A 15884-nucleotide genomic window follows, 5' to 3' on the forward strand; every position below is an offset into this window, starting at 1 on the left:
GGCGCCCGGCCGGGCCCGGCCCGTAGGCCTCGTGCGGGACACCACCCCTCGACTACGGTCGGACAGCATGACGACCGTCGAGACCGGCACCGGCTCCCCCGCCGACTCCCCCGCCGCCTCCTCCGCCGACTCGCCCGTCGTCCCGTCCGGCCGGGGCGCGGGTCCGCTGCTGAGGGCCTGGCGGGAACGGCGGCGGCTCAGCCAGCTGGAGCTGGCCCTGCGCGCGGACTCCTCGGCCCGGCACATCAGCTTCGTCGAGACCGGCCGCTCCCGGCCCAGTGAGGAGATGGTGCTGCGGCTCGCCGAGCACCTCGACGTCCCGGTGCGCGAGCGCAACGCGCTGCTGCTGGCGGCGGGCTACGCCCCGCGCTACCGCGAGACCCCGCTGGACGACCCGGCGCTGCACGGACTGCGCGCGGGCCTGGAGCGCCTGCTCCGGGGCTACGAGCCGTACCCGGCGCTGGTCGTGGACGCCCTGTACACCGTGCAGGCGGCCAACCGCGGGATCACCATGCTGCTGGACGGCGTCGCCGAGTCCCTGCTCACGCCGCCGCTGAACGCGATGCGCCTGACCCTCCACCCGCGGGGCCTCGCGCCCCGCATCCGCAACCTGCCTCAGTGGCGGCGGCACCTGCTGGCCCAGATGGAGCGCCAGATCGCCCTGCACCGCTCCGCCCCGCTGCGGGAACTGTACGAGGAGGTCGCCGCCTACCCGGTGCCGGAGACCGTCGCCCCGTGCGAACCGGCCGAGCCGGTGCCGTGCGTCGCGCTGCCGCTGCGGATCGAGCACGGGGGGCGGACGCTGTCGTTCGTCTCCTCCATCTCCACGTTCAACACCCCCATGGACGTGACCGTCGCCGAACTGGCCATCGAGACGTTCCTCCCGGCCGACCCGGCGACGGTCGCGTACCTGCGCACGCTGTCCGGCTGAGCCGCCGTCAGCCGCGCCGGGTGCGCGGCACCGGGTGCCGGAGCACCGCAAAAAGCCGCCGAGGCATGACACACTGGCCCGCATGCCTCGACACGTAGGGGAGAACGTGGCGTGAGTGAACGACGGCCCGCGCCCACAGTGGGCCAGGTGGTACTCGGCAGACGGCTTCAGGAGCTGCGCGAGGCGGCCGGTATCGGCCGGGACGAGGCGGCCCGCGCGCTGCGCGTGGCTCAGGCGACCGTGCGGCGCATGGAGACGGCCGAGGTCGCGTTGAAGATCCCGTACGTGCAGGTGCTGCTGGAGACGTACGGGGTGTCCGAGGAGGAGACCGCGACGTTCGTCGCGCTCGCCGAGGAGGCGAACCGGCCCGGCTGGTGGCAGCGCTTCCACGACGTGCTCCCGGAGTGGTTCAGCCTGTACGTGAGCCTGGAGGGCGCGGCACGGATGATCCGCTCGTACGAACCGCACTTCGTGCCGGGCCTGTTGCAGACCGAGGCGTACGCGCGGGCCGTGCTGGAGGCCGGCACGGTCGGGCGGCGGAGCCCGGAGGCGATCGAGCGGCACGTGTCCCTGCGCATGGCCCGGCAGCGGCTGCTGGACGGCCCGAACCCACCGCACCTGTGGGTGGTGATGGACGAGACCGTGCTGCGCCGCCCGGTGAGCGTCGACCCCTCCGTGATGTACGAGCAGTTCGACAAGCTGCTGGAGTTCGCCGACCGCGACCGGATCACGTTGCAGGTCGCCGAGCTGGCCGACGGCCCGCACCCGGGGACGTCCGCGCCGTTCTCGCTCTTCCGCTTCGCCGAGCCCGAGCTGCCGGACATGGTCGTCACCGAGTACCTGTCCGGCGCCCTGTACCTCGACTCGCGCAAGGAGGTCTCCCTGCACCTGGAGGTCCTCGACCACATGACGGCGCACGCCTCGTCGACGCAGCGCACCGTCACGCTCCTGCGGGACCTCCGCGGGAGCGTGTGAGCACGGCCGTCACCACCGACCCCACCACCAGGAGAAGACCCCGCATGACCGGATCCGAGTCCGCAGCACCCGTCCGCGTCGACACCAACAGGCCGCATCCGGCGCGCGTGTACGACTGGTGGCTGGGCGGCAAGGACAACTACCCCGTGGACGAGGAGCTGGCCCGCCGGATCCTCGCCGTGGACGGCACGGTGGTGCGCGGGGCGCGCGCCAACCGCCGGTTCATGCACCGGGCCGTGCGGACCGTCGCCGAGGCCGGGGTGCGCCAGTTCCTGGACATCGGGACCGGCATCCCCACCGAGCCCAACCTGCACCAGGTGGCGCAGGGCGTGGCCCCGGAGTCGAGGGTGGTGTACGCGGACAACGACCCGATCGTGCTGCGGCACGCGGAGGCGCTGCTGCGCGGTACCCCCGAGGGGTCCACCCAGTACGTGCACGCCGACGTCCGCGACCTGGACACCCTGCTGGGCCGGGCGGCCGAGACCCTGGACCTCGGCCGGCCGGTCGCCCTGTCGCTGGTGGCCCTCACCCACTACCTGGACGAGGACCCGGCCGGCGACGACGTGTACGGGCTGCTCCGGAACTACGTGGCGGCGCTCGCGCCGGGCAGTCATCTGATCCTGTCGCAGGTCACCCCCGATCTGAACCCGGAGGCCATCGCGAAGGCGGCGGACAGCTTCCGGCAGAGCGGCACCCCCTTCCACCCGCGCTCGCTGGCGGAGTTCTCCCGCTTCTTCGAGGGCCTGGAGCTGCTGGGCCCGGGCGTCATCCCGGTCTCGGGCTGGCGGCCGGAGCCGGAGGACGTGGCCGTCCAGGCCGAGGGCATCGTGCCGGTGTACGCGGGAGTCGCCCGCAAGCCCTGACCCGCCGGTGCGGGGAGACCCCGGTACTTCGGTGCCGGGTGACCCGTACGGGCGCCGGTACCGCGTACCCTCGACGCGCCCCTGCCGAGTGCCCCGTACGGGCGCCGTGAACGGGTGCGCTCCCGCGCCCGCCCCTAGGTTCGAGACACGGGGTGAGCAAGGGAGCGCACGTGACCGACACACGGACACCGCCCACCGAGCCGGGAACCGCCCCGCTGCGCCTCGGCCGGTTCTTCCGGCCCGGCACGACCGCCCCCGACCTGCACGGCATCGGACTGGCCGGCGGCCGGGAGGCGGACGCGTTCCACCGGGACCGGTGGAGCCACGCCACGGTCGTGAACTCCACGCACGGCGTGAACCGCACCGGTTCGACCACGACGGCGGACCCGGCATGGGCGGCGACGGGCCGTTCGGGCAGGACTCCGGACGCAGGAGGCTGCCGCTGGTGCCGGTGGAGAACGTCCGCATCCCGCGCAGACGGCGGACCGCGGACGACGAGAGGGAGGTCTGATGCCCGGTTTCGAGGTGCTGTACCAGGCGGCGGCGCTCTGCCTGACCTACCCGGACGACGACTTCCGGGCCCGGCTGCCGCTGCTGCGCGAGGCCGCCCCGCAGCTGCGGGGGTTCACCGACCACGCGGCCGTGACGCCGCAGCGGGACCTCCAGGCGCACTACGTGGAGGTCTTCGACTTCAAGAACCGGCACAGCCTGTACCTGAGCCGGTGGAGCGCCGGCGGCACCCGGCGGCGCGGGATGTCACTGGTCCGGTTCCAGGACCTCTACCGTGCCCACGGCCTGGAGTTCACCGGTGAGGAACTGCCCGACTTCCTCCCCGCGGTCCTGGAGTTCACCTCGCGCACCGGCGACACCGGGCCGCTCGTCGAACACCGTGACGCCCTGGAGGGGCTGCGCTCCCGGCTCACCGCCGCCGGCACGCCGTACGCGTGCGTGCTGGACGCGGTGTGCGCCACCCTGCCGCCCGCACCCGCCGGAGCCCGCCGATGACCTTCTTCCTCCGGGGCGTCCTGCCCTGCGTCGCGTTCGTGCTCCTGGTCGCCGGGCTGGTGTGGCGGCACCGCCACGACCGGTTCGGCTGGACGAGCGCGCGCCGGTGCAGTACCTGTTCCGGCCGCGGCTAGGCGGCCGGGCCGCGGGCGTCCCGGCCGGTGTCCTTGTCGTCGTCGACGATCTCCGCGTCCACGACGGTGTCCTCGTCCCGCGGCGGGGCGCCGGGCCCGGTGCCGCCCTGGCCGCTGCCGTCGGCCGTCGGCTGCCGCTCGGCCTGGGCGTACATCGCCTGACCCATGCGCTGGCTGACCGTGGCGAGCTTGTCGACGCCGTCGCGCAGGGCCGCCGTGTCGGCGTTCCGCTCCAGCAGGGCCTTCAGGTCGGCGGCGGCCGACTCGACCTCGGACCGGGTGTCGGCGGGGATCCGGTCGGTGTTGTCGCGGAGGAACTTCTCCGTCTGATAGACGAGTTGCTCGGCCTGGTTGCGGGTCTCGGCCGCCTCCCGGCGCTTGCGGTCCTCCTCGGCGTACTGCTCGGCCTCCCGCATCATGCGGTCGATGTCGTCCTTCGGGAGCGCCGAACCCCCGGTCACCGTCATCTTCTGCTCCCGGCCGGTGGCGAGGTCCTTCGCGGAGACGTGCATGATCCCGTTGGCGTCGATGTCGAAGGCCACCTCGATCTGCGGGACCCCGCGCGGGGCCGGCGGCAGGCCCGTCAGGTCGAAGACGCCGAGCTTCTTGTTGTACGCGGCGATCTCGCGTTCGCCCTGGTAGACCTGGATGCCGACCGAGGGCTGGTTGTCGGCGGCGGTGGTGAAGATCTCCGAACGGCGGGTGGGGATGGTGGTGTTGCGTTCGATGAGCTTGGTCATGATGCCGCCCTTGGTCTCGATGCCGAGGGACAGCGGGGTGACGTCGAGGAGCAGCACGTCCTTGACGTCGCCGCGCAGGACGCCCGCCTGGAGGGCGGCGCCGACCGCCACCACCTCGTCGGGGTTGACGCCCTTGTGCGGGTCCTTGCCGGTCAGCTCCCGCACCAGCTCCGTCACGGCGGGCATCCGGGTCGAGCCGCCGACGAGGATGACGTGGTCGATCGCGGACAGCTTGACGCCCGCGTCCTCGACGGCCTGGTGGAAGGGCCTGCGGCAGCGGTCCAGCAGATCGGCCGTGAGCTCCTGGAACTGGGCGCGGGTCAGCTTCTCGTCGAGGTGGAGGGGGCCCTCGGCGGTGGCGGTGACGTAGGGGAGGTTGATCGTCGTCTCGGAGGAGCTGGACAGCTCGATCTTCGCCTTCTCGGCGCCCTCGCGCAGCCGTTGCAGCGCCATCCGGTCGGTGCCGAGGTCGATGCCGTACTGTCCCTTGAACTTCTTCACCAGGTGCTCGACGATCCGCTGGTCCCAGTCGTCGCCGCCGAGGTGGGTGTCGCCGTTGGTGGCCTTGACCTCGATGACGCCGTCGCCGATCTCCAGGAGGGAGACGTCGAAGGTGCCGCCGCCGAGGTCGAAGACGAGGACGGTCTGTTCCTCGCCGCGGTCGAGGCCGTAGGCGAGGGCGGCGGCGGTGGGCTCGTTGATGATCCGCAGGACCTTCAGGCCGGCGATCTCCCCGGCCTCCTTCGTGGCCTGCCGCTGGGCGTCGTCGAAGTAGGCGGGCACCGTGATCACCGCGTCGGTGACGTCCTCGCCGAGGTAGGACTCGGCGTCCCGCTTCAGTTTCTGCAGGACGCGGGCGGACAGCTCCTGGGCGCGGTAACGGGTGCCGTCCACGTCGCCCCGGTCCGGGAAGCGCCAGTGCGCGTCGCCCATGTGGCGCTTGACCGAGCGGGCGGTGCGGTCGACGTTGGTCACGGCCTGCCGCTTGGCGACCTCGCCGACGAGCACCTCGCCGTTCTTGGCGAAGGCCACGACCGACGGTGTGGTCCTGGCGCCCTCCGCGTTGGCGATGACCGTGGGCTCGCCGCCCTCCAGGACGGCCACCACCGAGTTCGTGGTGCCGAGATCGACACCGACCGGACGTCCCATCGCCGTCCCCTTCCGCCAGGAGCCACGCGCTCTAGGACTTCCAGCACAAAACGTGCGCGGGCTCCTGTCAATGGGGGCGGCCGGGAACCCGGACGGGGGTGCGGGACATCCGTGACGGACGTCCCGCACCCCCGGGGGATGCCGTGCCGGGCCGGCTCAGGCGAGCTTCGCCGACAGCGTGATCGGTACGGCCTTCAGGGCCTGGCTGACCGGGCAGTTGACCTTGGCGTCCTCGGCGGCGGCGACGAACGCCTCCTCGTCGAGGCCGGGCACGGTGCCCTCCACGGTCAGGTGGATGCCGGTGATGCCCTCACCCGGCTGGAAGGTGACGTCGGCCGAGGTGACGAGCTTGGTGGGCGGGTTGCCCGCGCCGGTGAGGGCGTGCGAGAAGGCCATCGAGAAGCAGCTGGAGTGGGCGGCCGCGATCAGCTCCTCGGGGCTGGTCTTCCCGTTCGCCTCCTGACTGCGGGCGGCCCACGTCACGGGCTGCTCGCCGATGGCCCCGGAGGAGTCGAAGGCGATGACGCCGTTGCCCTCGGTCAGGCTGCCTTCCCAGACGGTGTGTGCGGAGCGCGTGGTGGCCACGGCGGGTTTCCTTTCCCAGACGGACGATGAGGCCGGGCGGTCCCGTCGCCGGGTGCCCGGCCCCATCCGATCACACCTCGGCCCGCCGCACGCCACGGACACCGGACGCGACGACGACGGATCACGGCCGGCGACGGGTCACGGCCGCCGGATCACGGCCGACGGATCACGGCCGACGGATCACGGCCGCCACTGGGCACGCCACTGAGTCCCCTCAGGCGGCGCGCTCCTCGCGGACCGTGCGCAGGGGCACCTGGGGGCCGTCGGACTCGCGCAGCCAGCGGCGCAGGACGCGGTGGACGTGCTCGGCGCCGGTCAGGTCCTCGCCGTCGGTGACCGGGGCGGACAGGGACAGCGGGGACAGCAGGAACGGCTTGGCCTGGGCGCCGCCCAGACCGCCGTGGGAGCCGATCTGCTCCTCGAAGGCGAGGACCTCGCCGTCCGCGGGGTCGTGGAAGGAGTTGACCATGATGTCGGCGGCGTGCGGGAAGGAGTGCGTGCGCCGGACCGCCTCGGCGGCCCCGGGGCCGAACGCGGCGAGCGGACCGGGTTCCTCGTCGAGCCGGTCCACGGGGATCTGCGCCCCGTACGCGCCGAGCACCACGCCGCCGTGCTCCTCGCTGCGGACGAGGAGGAAGCCTATGCCGGGGTGGTTGGCGAGCGTGGAGAGCAGGGCGGGGTGCCGGGCGTCGATCTCCTCCTTGCTCATCCGGTGCGGCACGTCGGGGAAGGAGACCAGGCCGAGGTTGCCGGAGGCCAGCACGACCGGCTCCGAGCGGCGGGACGGGCGGTGCTGCTCGCCGCCCTCCTCCACCGGCCGGCGCAGGGCCGCCCGGACCGCGGCGCGCGCCTCGGCGCCGCTGCGGGTGCGCTCCGCCCGGCGCGGCACGGGCAGCCCGCAGCCGGCCCGCACCAGGTCGGCGAGGGTGAGGCCGTAGCGGGAGCGGAAGGTCTCACCGGGGCTCTGGCCGTGGTCGGACAGGACGACGATCCGGTACGGCCGCGGCGTGTGCTCGGCGACGTTCTCGACGAGCGCCAGTGCCCGGTCGAGGCGGGTGAGGACCTGCTCGGCGTCGCGGCCGAGCGGGCCGGAGTGGTGGGCGACCTCGTCGTAGGCGACGAGGTCGGCGTAGACGGCGCTGCGGCCGGCGAGCATGTCGCCCGTGACGGCGGCGACCACCACGTCCCGTTCGACGACGGTGGCGAAGGCGCGGACGAAGGGGTAGAGCCCGCCGCGGGCGACGCGCGGGCGCTCCTTGCGCAGCCGGGCCCGGGTGGACTGGCCGATCTCGCGGGCGACGTCCGCGACGAACGACAGGGCGGTGCGGACGGCGTTGGCGGGGTCGGAGAAGTACGCGAAGTAGCCGGCGCGGGAGCGGGTCGCGCGGGAGCGCCGGCGGGCCGCGATGGACAGCACCAGGGCCTGTTCGCCCGCGCCGCCGCCGAAGAGGTTGCCGCGGCTGGCGCCGTCGGCGGAGAGCAGTCCGCCGTCGCCGGTGCGCTCGACCGCGCGGCGCTGGAGTTCGGCGGCGCTGGTGGGACGGTTGCAGACCATCACCTCCCGGGTGTCCTTCTCGTACCAGCGGAAGGCGGGCACGTCGTGGTTGCTGCCGTGCAGGATGCCGAGCTGGCTCGCGCCGGTCTGGCTGGACCAGTCGGTGCGCCACGGGGTGAGGCGGTGGGTGGGCCGGGCGGGCGGGCCCTGCCGGGGGCTGTGGCCGAGCCAGCGGGCGGCCGTCGGCATGAGCCCCTTGCCGACGGCGGTGAGGAGGACGTCGTGGCCGACGCCGTCGAGCTGGAGGAAGACGGTGCCGGGGGTGGCGGGGCAGGCCGGGCCGCCCCGGCGGCGGCGGTCGGCGAGGCGGTACAGACGGTGCCGGTAGGCGTCGTCGTCGCGGACGGCGAGGGCGCCCCCGGTCGCGGAGGCCACGGCGGACATCACGGCGGCGACGATGACGGCGGTCTCGGGGGCCGCCTCGCTCTGCCCGGAGGGGTTCAGCCGCAGGGCGAGCAGGAGCAGCGAGCCGTTGAGGAAGAACACCAGCAGACCGAGGACGAGGGCCGGCACGAGCAGCAGCAGGCGGACCAGGAGGGGCCACACCAGGGCCGACAGCAGACCGAACACGCCCGCGCCGACGGCGGCGGTGACGGCGATGGTCGTGGCGCTGTCGCCGTCGGGCGACTGGAGCCTGAAGTCCGGCAGGATCCCCGCGAGAACGAGCATCGTGACCGTGGACACCCCCCACACCGCGACGCTCCGCCCGGCCTGACCGACCGCCCGCCGCCAACGCCCCGCACCCACGCCCCGAACACCTCGCCATCCGGCCCCGTCACCCGCGGGGGCCGTCTCCACCCTGCCACACCGCCCCGGCCGTCCTCGGCGGGGGCGACCCGCGGGGGTCGGCCTCCGTCGTAGCCGGGCGTGACCGGCGGGGGTCAGCCTCCGTCGTAGCCGGCCGTGACCGGCGGGGGTCAGCCTCCGTCGTACCCGGCCGTGACCGGCGGGGGTCAGCCTCCGTCGTACCCGGCCGTCGGCATCGACAGTCTGCGGTGCACCCGGGCCTTCATCTGCGCGTCGTAGGCGGGTTCCGCGCAGCCCACCGTCTCGACCCGCACCCCGCGCCGCGCGCACTCCGCGAGGAACTCCTCCACCGAGGACAGGGCGCTCTCCAGCACCCGCCGGCTGGGCGCGACGAACAGGTCGACGCCGGGCCGGACGCCGTCCCACAGCACGTCGTGGTCGGCCCGCAGGCCCCGCACGAGCAGTTCGCGGCTGACGGCGTAACCGCGCTCCGCGGCCCACCGCGCGCACATCGCGTGCTGGCCGCGGGAGTCCACCAGGAAGGGATCGGCGTCCAGCTCCTCCAGCGGCGTCAGACTCGCGATCGCCGTGACCCGCACAGGTCCCATGGCGTCCCCCTCACCTCCGGGTTTCGCCGCCGACCCTACCCCTGCCCGTAGGCTTCGGGGGAGTCGCGCGAAGGAGGCAAAGAGGTGCCGGTGGAGGTCACCTGGTGGGGTCACGCCACCTGCACGGTCGAGGATTCGGACGTCCGTGTGCTCACCGATCCCCTGTTCGTCCGCAGGCTGGCGCATCTGCGCCGCCGCCGGGGCGCGCTGCCGCCGCCCGACGCCCGGCGCGCGGACGTGGCGCTCGTGTCGCACCTGCACTCCGACCATCTGCACGTGCCCTCGCTGGCGCGCCTCGCGCCGGGCACGCGCCTGCTGGTGCCCCGGGGCGCGCCGCGCGCCGTGCCCGGTCTGCGGCGCCTGACGCACCTGCGGCTGAGCGAGATGGCGCCGGGCGAGGAGACGTCCGTCGGTGACGTGCGGATACGGGCCGTGCCGGCGCTGCACGACGGACGGCGGCTGCCGGTGGGGCCGCACCGCTGCCCCGCCCTCGGGTACGTCGTCGAGGGCGCGGCACGCACGTACTTCGCGGGCGACACGGGCCTGTTCGAGGACATGGCCGAGGAGGTCGGCCCGGTCGACGTGGCGCTGCTGCCGGTCGGCGGATGGGGGCCGTACCTCGGGGAGGGGCACCTGGACGCCGGGCGCGCGGCCGAGGCGCTGGCCCGGCTGGCGCCGCGGAGCGCGGTGCCGGTGCACTACGGCACGTACTGGCCCATCGGGCTGGACGCCGTGCGCCCCCATGAATTCCATGCGCCGGGTGACGAGTTCGTGCGCCGGGCGGCGGAGCGGGCCCCGGAGGTGGCCGTGCACCGGCTCGGGCACGGGGAGAGCGTGCGCCTGGAGGCCGCGTCGTGACGCCGTCGCTTTCGCTGTCGGCCTCGGCGTCGGTCGTCACCGTCATACCGACGGAGTCCACGCAGCAGGCGCTGGGCTATCCGTCGCTGTTCCTGCTGGTGCTGATCGGCGCGCTGGTGCCGGTGGTGCCGACCGGGGCGCTGGTGAGCACGGCGGCCGTGGTCGCCTTCCACCGGACGGCGCCGTTCTCGCTGGCGCTGCTGTTCCTGACGGCGTCGCTGGCGGCCTTCCTGGGGGACGTGGCGCTGTACTGGCTCGGGCGGCGCGGGCTGAAGTCGAAGAACGGCTCGCGCTGGCTGGAGGCGATCCGGTCGCGGGCGCCGGAGGAGCGGCTCGGACAGGCGCAGGCCAGACTCACCGACCACGGCACGGCGGTGCTGGTGCTGTCCCGGCTGGTGCCGGCGGGCCGGATACCGGTGATGCTGGCCTGCCTGCTGGCCGAGTGGCCGCTGCGCCGCTTCGCGCGGGGCAACCTGCCGGCCTGTCTGGCCTGGACGGTGACGTACCAGCTGATCGGCATCCTGGGCGGTTCGCTGTTCCCCGAGCCGTGGGAGGGCGTGGTCGCCGCGGTCGCGCTGACCGTGCTGATCAGCGCGGCCCCGAGCGTGTGGCGCCGGGTCCGGAGGACGAAGGCGGCCTGAGGCGGGTGCGGGCGCGCGCCCGCACCCGGCGGGGCGGGACGGCGGACACATCGGGGGGCCGAGCACGGTGGAACGGTCGGGCCGGACGACAGCCGAGCACCGCGGAACGGCGGGCCCGGACGGGGACCCGGCACGGCAGGACGGCGGGCGGCGGGCCCGGACGGGGACCCAGCACGGCAGGACGGCAGGCGGCGGGCCCGGACGGGGACCCAGCACGGCAGGACGGCAGGCCCGGACGGGGACCCGGCACGGCAGGACGGCAGGCGGCGGGCCCGGACGGGGACCCAGCACGGCAGGACGGCGGGCGGCGGGCCCGGACGGGGACCCGGCACGGCAGGACGGCGGACGGCGGGCCCGGACGGGGACCCGGCACGGCAGGACGGCGGGCGGCGGGCCCGGACGGGGACCCGGCACGGCAGGACGGCGGACGGCGGGCCCGGAGGGGGATGGCCTAGTCCAGGATCCGGGAGCCTCCCACCGGCAGGTCCCACAGGTCCTCGCGGGCCCGTCCCGCCGCCTCCCAGGCGGCCCGCACCCGGGTGAGGGGTTCGAGGACCGGCTCGGCGGAGAGCACGAACGTCCCCCAGTGCATGGGGGCCATCCGGCGCGCCCCCAGGTCCCGCGCCGCCCGCACCGCCTCCTCCGGGTCGCAGTGGACGTCGCCGAGCCACCAGCGGGGGTCGTAGGCGCCGATCGGCAGCAGGGCGAGGTCGATGCCGGGATAACGCCGGCCGATACGGGAGAACCAGTGGCCGTACCCGGTGTCGCCCGCGAAGTACACGCGCTGCCCGTCGGGGGCGGTCAGCACCCAACCGCCCCACAGTGAGCGGCAGGTGTCGGTGAGGGTGCGCTTGGACCAGTGGTGGGCGGGGACGAAGTCGAAGCGGACGCCGGACAGTTCGGCCGCCTCCCACCAGTCGAGCTCGGTGACGCGGGTGAAGCGCCGCCGCCGGCACCAGCGGCCGAGCCCGGCCGGCACGAACAGGGGCGTGTCGCGCGGGAGCCGGCGCAGGGTGGGCGCGTCCAGATGGTCGTAGTGGTTGTGGCTGATGACGACCGCGTCGACGGGCGGCAGCGCCTCCCAGGGGACGCCGACGGGCGTGATGCGGGCCGGGGTGCCGAGGATGCGGCGGGACCAGACCGGGTCGGTCAGGACGGTCAGACCGCCGACGCGGACCACCCAACTGGCGTGTCCGGCCCAGGTGACGGCGACGGTACGGGCGCCCACGCGGGGCAGCGGGCCGGGCGCGACCGGCACCCTGGAGATGTCGGCGAGCCCCTCCTTCCCGGGGCGTACGGCGCCCTCGCGGGCGAACCGGGCGAGGGACTTGAGGCCGGGCAGCGGTGCGGTCAACCGGTCGTGGAAGGTGCGCGGCCACATCCGCGGCTCCCCCAGCGGGCGCGGCTCGGCGAGCGGCGGGACGGGGGACGCCGGCGGGACGGTCCCCGGGGGCCCGGGCCTCGCCGGTGCCGGGGCCGGGCTGCCGGCTTGCCGTACGGGCGCGGTCACCACGCTGGTGCTGGCGGTGGCGGTCGGACCCGTGGCCGTGGCGCCCGGGGTGGTGGTGGTCGACTCGGACTGCTGCGTCATCGAGGAGGCTCCCATCGCTGAGCTTCGTCACGGAGATCGTCGAAGACCGACCTCAGGACGGTCAACGCGCGTTGCACGTGGGGTAGTTCCCACGGGGTGGGCGACGTGAGGCAGCGCGCGCGCTCCGCGTCCGTGCCGCCCAGCAGGTCGCCGGTGGACAGCCGGACGCGCAGCGCCCCGAGGTCGTCCCCGAAGCGGTGACCGCCCGGCGCGGGCATGCCGAGCCGGGCGGTGAGGAGGTCCTCCAGGTCCTGCGCGTCACCGACGCCCCGCGCGGACAGCGCCGGGCGCAGGGGGGCGAGGTCGACGTACAGGTGGCGGCCGGCCCGCGGCGGCCGGGCGAGGGCGCCCGCCGCCTCCACGGCGGCGTGGGCGGCGGCGGCCACGCGCGCGTGCAGGCGTACGGCGTCCCGCACGCGCGCGGTGAGGGATGCCGGCTCGGTCAGGGCGTGGGCGGCGGCCGCGGCGACCGGCGCGGCGACGCGGGCGTCGAGGGCGGTGAGGACGTCGAGCACGCGCGCGTGGAGGGCGTTCCCGTCGGCCGTGCCGGGGAAGCGGGCGACGGCGGCCGGCCAGCCCGAGGGCAGCAGGGCGCCGGCGAGGTCGCTGACGACGGTGACCCGCTCGGGCAGCATCTCGGCGGGGCTGACCAGCACGGTGTCGTGCGGGGCGTGCAGGGTGTCGCGCCAGGTCTCGTCGCTGACGAGGTGCAGGCCCTCCTCGGCGGCGGCCTCCACGGCCTCGTGCAGCACCTCGGGCGGGGCGACGGTGGCGGTGGGGTCGTCGGCGACGGACAGCACCAGCAGCCGCGGGTCACCGCCCTCCTCCCGGACCCGGCGCACGGTCTCCAGCAGGGCGAACGGGTCCGGAACGCCTCCGCACTCAGCGGGCGTGGCCACATGGAAGACGGGTCTTCCCAGCAGGCGGGCGTCTGGTACCCACCAGGCCGCGCAGGGCCTCGGCACGAGGACGTCACCGCCGACGGCGGCGGTCAGCGCGAGCAGCAGCGCGGGGGCGCCGGGGCCGGCCACGACCCGCCGGGGGCCGGTGGGCGTGCCGCGCCGCTCCCAGTAGCCGCAGGCGGCCTCGCGCAGGGCGGTCCCGCCGCCGACGGGTTCGCTTTCGGCGCGGGTGGCGGAGGCGGCGAGCACCTCGGCGAGGCCGGGCGGTACGGGCAGTCCGTCCGGGGGGAGCTGCGGGCCGTAGCGGACGGGCCCGTGCCCTCCCGGTTCCGTCCACCGCATGAGGTCCTCCGCGCAGTCCGTCCCTGGTGCCCTGTGCTGTCGCCGGCCGGTGGGTGTCCCGCCCCCCGGCGCGGGAACCGTCCGCCGGCCCGCGTACCGGGTGGTGCGTGAGGTCCCGTACGGGGCCGGGTGTGCTCTCGGGCTCTGAGTACCCCGCGGGGCGTCCCCCCATGGCCGTCGGCCGGGGTCGCGCCGGTCACAGCGCGGCGGGGGGCGGCCCGCGCGCGGTGTCAGGCGTCCTCCCGCGGGCCGCGGCGGCACAGCCGGTGCCCGGCGGCGCCGAGCGCGCCGGCGATCAGCAGCCCTCCGGCGGCCAGGGCGGGCACGGAGACGCCGAACGCGCCGCCGGCCCCGGCCCGGACGCCGTGCTGGACGGAAGGGGGCCCGCAGGAGGGATCGTCGTGGCCGCGCGGGCAGGAGGGTTCGGCGGCGGCACAGCCCTCGTCGTGGCCCTTCGGGCAGGGTTCGTCCGGTGCGCAGGAAGTCCCGTGCTCCTGCCCCGCGCACGCCGTGCCACCGTCGCACTCCGCGCCGCGCGCGGAGGCACACGCCGGCTCGCCACCGCTGTCGCAATCGCCGCCCTGGGACGGGGCGCACGCAGGCTCGCCGCCACTGTCGCATTCCGCGTCGCGAGCGGGGGCGCACCCCGGCTCGCCGCCACTGTCGCAGTCGACGCCCTGGGACGGCGCACACGCCGCTTTGCCGCCGCTGTCGCATTCCGCGCCCTGGGCGGGGGCGCACGCAGGCTCGCCACCACTGTCGCAATCGCCGCCCTGGGACGGGGCGCACGCCCCCTTGGCGCCACTGCCGCAGTCGACGCCCTGGGACGGGGCGCAGGCCGGTGTGTCGCCGCTCTCGGCCCGGGTGACGTGGAGGGTGGCGCTCCACGGCGCGCCCTGCCCGCCGGGGGGTGCCGGGCAGGTGCCGTCGACGGTCCGGGCGGCGTCGGCGGAGGCCGTCTGCTCCGGCGCGTCGAGCGCGTCGGCGGGGGCGATCCGGGCGGTGCCGCGGTAGACGGGGCCGGTCAGCTCGTCGCCGCCGGGTATGAGGCTCAGCCGGACGGTGCCTTCGGCGAAAGCGTCCGAGGTGGCCACCAGGGTGGCGGGGGCGGGAGCGCCGAGCGGGTCGCAGGTGACGGAGACGGTGACGCTGCCGTCCGGGGCGGCCGTGGCCGGGCCCGTCTCGGCCGTCGGATCCGCGGACCCGGCCGGGGCGGCACCGGCCAGCACGGCACCGGCGAGGACGGCGACGGACAGGACACGGGCGGTGCGGCGCATGGGGCGGCTCCTTCGGCCTGCGGCTGCGGGACACGACGTCCATGCCCCACGGCCATGACAGCCCGCACCGCCCTCGGCCGCGCGCGGCCGACCGCCATTGGCGGGAGAAGAGCCCGCCGACCGGGTGAGATCGCGTGCGCAACCGTGGAGGACCCCGGGTCCGTGTCTACGCCGCGTCTTCCAGGACCTGCTCCCGCAGCCGGGCGCAGCAGCGGTTGATCAGCCGGGACACGTGCATCTGCGAGATGCCGAGCTGCTCGGCGATCCGGCTCTGCGTCATGTCCCCGAAGAACCGCAGGTAGAGGATGGTCCGCTCGCGCTCCGACAGCGCGGCGAGGCGCGGTTTCACGGCTTCGCGGTCGACCACCGTGTCGAGGGCGGGGTCGGGCTCCCCCAGCGCGTCGCCCAGGGAGCGGCCGGCGTCGCCGCCGGGCACCTCGGCGTCCAGGGACAGCGCGGTGAAGCTCTCCAGCGCCTCCAGCCCCTCCCGCACCTCCTCCTCGCTCAGCTGCGCGCACTCGGCGATCTCGGCGTCGGTGGGGCGGCGTCCGGAGACGGTCTGGGACAGGTCCTGGCAGGCGATCCGGACCCGGTTGCGAAGGTCCTGGACGCGGCGCGGGACGTGCAGCGTCCACAGGTGGTCCCGGAAGTGGCGCTTGATCTCCCCGCTGCGCGCTGAGCGCGCGCGCTGACGGTGGGGACGGCTTGACTTGCTCCTCGGGCTGAAGCCCGAGGATTCCGGCCTTCCGTTCCGTTGCCGTGCCGCTACGCGGCACGGGGTTCGGTCGGGAATCCGTGGCTTCCTGTTTCTTCGCGCTGTGCCGGGATCGCTCCCGGTCTTACCGACGCTCCGCAGGCCGATACCGCCAGTCCGGCGGCCGTTTTCACGTTGATCGCGGCGTTGGTGTCCCGGTCATGGACGGTGCCGCAGGCGGTACAGGTCCATTCCCGCACGTCCAGGGGTTTGGGTCCGTCCACGGT

The 15884-nt window shown here is 75.1% G+C and carries 16 protein-coding genes and 2 pseudogenes; 9 read left to right on the forward strand and 9 right to left on the reverse strand.

Going from position 1 to position 15884, the window contains the following annotated elements; all coding sequences use genetic code 11:
- Nucleotides 1-67: 67 nt before the first annotated feature.
- From ACIP67_RS39580 to ACIP67_RS39610, 7 genes and pseudogenes are all read left to right on the forward strand, one after another.
- Nucleotides 68-931 carry a helix-turn-helix domain-containing protein gene (locus tag ACIP67_RS39580; RefSeq protein WP_401698638.1) on the forward strand — a complete coding sequence of 288 codons (864 nt, stop codon included), beginning with the start codon at nucleotides 68-70 and terminating at the stop codon, nucleotides 929-931.
- A gap of 111 nt (nucleotides 932-1042) precedes the next feature.
- A complete protein-coding gene (locus tag ACIP67_RS39585) occupies nucleotides 1043-1906 on the forward strand; it encodes a helix-turn-helix domain-containing protein (RefSeq protein WP_401698640.1) in 864 nt (287 codons plus the stop codon).
- A 44-nt stretch (nucleotides 1907-1950) separates the two neighbouring features.
- Complete coding sequence (locus ACIP67_RS39590) at nucleotides 1951-2769, forward strand: SAM-dependent methyltransferase (protein ID WP_401698642.1); 819 nt, start codon at nucleotides 1951-1953, stop codon at nucleotides 2767-2769.
- Nucleotides 2770-2939: 170 nt separating this feature from the next.
- Nucleotides 2940-3140 (forward strand): annotated as a pseudogene (locus ACIP67_RS39595) (hypothetical protein); the annotation flags it as partial.
- A complete protein-coding gene (locus tag ACIP67_RS39600) occupies nucleotides 3086-3280 on the forward strand; it encodes a hypothetical protein (RefSeq protein WP_401698645.1) in 195 nt (64 codons plus the stop codon). The pseudogene ACIP67_RS39595 and the gene ACIP67_RS39600, both read left to right, overlap by 55 nt.
- Nucleotides 3280-3774 (forward strand): nitrate reductase molybdenum cofactor assembly chaperone, encoded by a 495-nt coding sequence (gene narJ / locus ACIP67_RS39605; RefSeq protein ID WP_401698648.1) that lies wholly within the window; start codon nucleotides 3280-3282, stop codon nucleotides 3772-3774. Before ACIP67_RS39600 ends, narJ begins: the two co-directional genes overlap by 1 nt.
- Nucleotides 3771-3908 carry a respiratory nitrate reductase subunit gamma gene (locus ACIP67_RS39610; RefSeq protein ID WP_401698651.1) on the forward strand — a complete coding sequence of 46 codons (138 nt, stop codon included), beginning with the start codon at nucleotides 3771-3773 and terminating at the stop codon, nucleotides 3906-3908. The genes narJ and ACIP67_RS39610 overlap by 4 nt, the downstream gene beginning before the upstream one ends.
- On the opposite strand, the gene dnaK is transcribed toward ACIP67_RS39610, so the two are convergent.
- The 4 genes from dnaK to ACIP67_RS39630 form a co-directional block, all read right to left on the reverse strand.
- Nucleotides 3905-5797, reverse strand: a complete 1893-nt coding sequence (gene dnaK, locus ACIP67_RS39615) for a molecular chaperone DnaK (RefSeq protein WP_401698654.1) — start codon at nucleotides 5795-5797, stop codon at nucleotides 3905-3907. The genes ACIP67_RS39610 and dnaK overlap by 4 nt on opposite strands.
- Nucleotides 5798-5953: 156 nt before the next feature.
- Nucleotides 5954-6382 carry an OsmC family protein gene (locus ACIP67_RS39620; RefSeq protein WP_389514620.1) on the reverse strand — a complete coding sequence of 143 codons (429 nt, stop codon included), beginning with the start codon at nucleotides 6380-6382 and terminating at the stop codon, nucleotides 5954-5956.
- 214 nt (nucleotides 6383-6596) lie between these two features.
- Complete coding sequence (locus tag ACIP67_RS39625) at nucleotides 6597-8684, reverse strand: phage holin family protein (RefSeq protein WP_401698657.1); 2088 nt, start codon at nucleotides 8682-8684, stop codon at nucleotides 6597-6599.
- A gap of 206 nt (nucleotides 8685-8890) precedes the next feature.
- Nucleotides 8891-9292: a hypothetical protein gene (locus tag ACIP67_RS39630; RefSeq protein ID WP_401698659.1), complete on the reverse strand. Its 402-nt coding sequence runs from the start codon at nucleotides 9290-9292 to the stop codon at nucleotides 8891-8893.
- 84 nt (nucleotides 9293-9376) lie between these two features.
- Between ACIP67_RS39630 and ACIP67_RS39635 the strand changes: the two genes are divergently transcribed.
- Together ACIP67_RS39635 and ACIP67_RS39640 are read left to right on the forward strand one after the other, a co-directional pair.
- Nucleotides 9377-10150: an MBL fold metallo-hydrolase gene (locus ACIP67_RS39635; RefSeq protein WP_401698661.1), complete on the forward strand. Its 774-nt coding sequence runs from the start codon at nucleotides 9377-9379 to the stop codon at nucleotides 10148-10150.
- On the forward strand, nucleotides 10147-10791 hold the full coding sequence (locus ACIP67_RS39640) for a DedA family protein (protein WP_401698664.1): 645 nt from the start codon (nucleotides 10147-10149) through the stop codon (nucleotides 10789-10791). Before ACIP67_RS39635 ends, ACIP67_RS39640 begins: the two co-directional genes overlap by 4 nt.
- Before the next feature lie 451 nt (nucleotides 10792-11242).
- Here the strand turns inward: ACIP67_RS39640 and ACIP67_RS39645 are convergent, their stop codons facing one another.
- The 5 genes and pseudogenes from ACIP67_RS39645 to ACIP67_RS39665 all read right to left on the reverse strand — a co-directional run.
- Nucleotides 11243-12382 carry an MBL fold metallo-hydrolase gene (locus ACIP67_RS39645; RefSeq protein ID WP_401698667.1) on the reverse strand — a complete coding sequence of 380 codons (1140 nt, stop codon included), beginning with the start codon at nucleotides 12380-12382 and terminating at the stop codon, nucleotides 11243-11245.
- Nucleotides 12379-13626, reverse strand: coding sequence for an aminotransferase class I/II-fold pyridoxal phosphate-dependent enzyme (locus ACIP67_RS39650; protein ID WP_401698670.1), 1248 nt, complete (start codon nucleotides 13624-13626; stop codon nucleotides 12379-12381). The genes ACIP67_RS39645 and ACIP67_RS39650 overlap by 4 nt, the downstream gene beginning before the upstream one ends.
- A gap of 230 nt (nucleotides 13627-13856) precedes the next feature.
- The gene (locus ACIP67_RS39655; protein ID WP_401698673.1) at nucleotides 13857-14903 is read right to left on the reverse strand and encodes a hypothetical protein; all 1047 of its coding nucleotides are present in this window, start codon (nucleotides 14901-14903) and stop codon (nucleotides 13857-13859) included.
- A 166-nt stretch (nucleotides 14904-15069) separates the two neighbouring features.
- Nucleotides 15070-15573, reverse strand: a pseudogene (locus ACIP67_RS39660) (sigma-70 family RNA polymerase sigma factor); the annotation flags it as partial.
- 95 nt (nucleotides 15574-15668) lie between these two features.
- Nucleotides 15669-15884: zinc ribbon domain-containing protein (locus ACIP67_RS39665; RefSeq protein WP_401698676.1), on the reverse strand; the 216-nt coding region annotated here is incomplete at its 5' end.

It is taken from the genome of Streptomyces sp. NPDC088812, from assembly GCF_044750285.1.
In the GTDB taxonomy this organism is placed as follows: Bacteria; Actinomycetota; Actinomycetes; order Streptomycetales; family Streptomycetaceae; genus Streptomyces.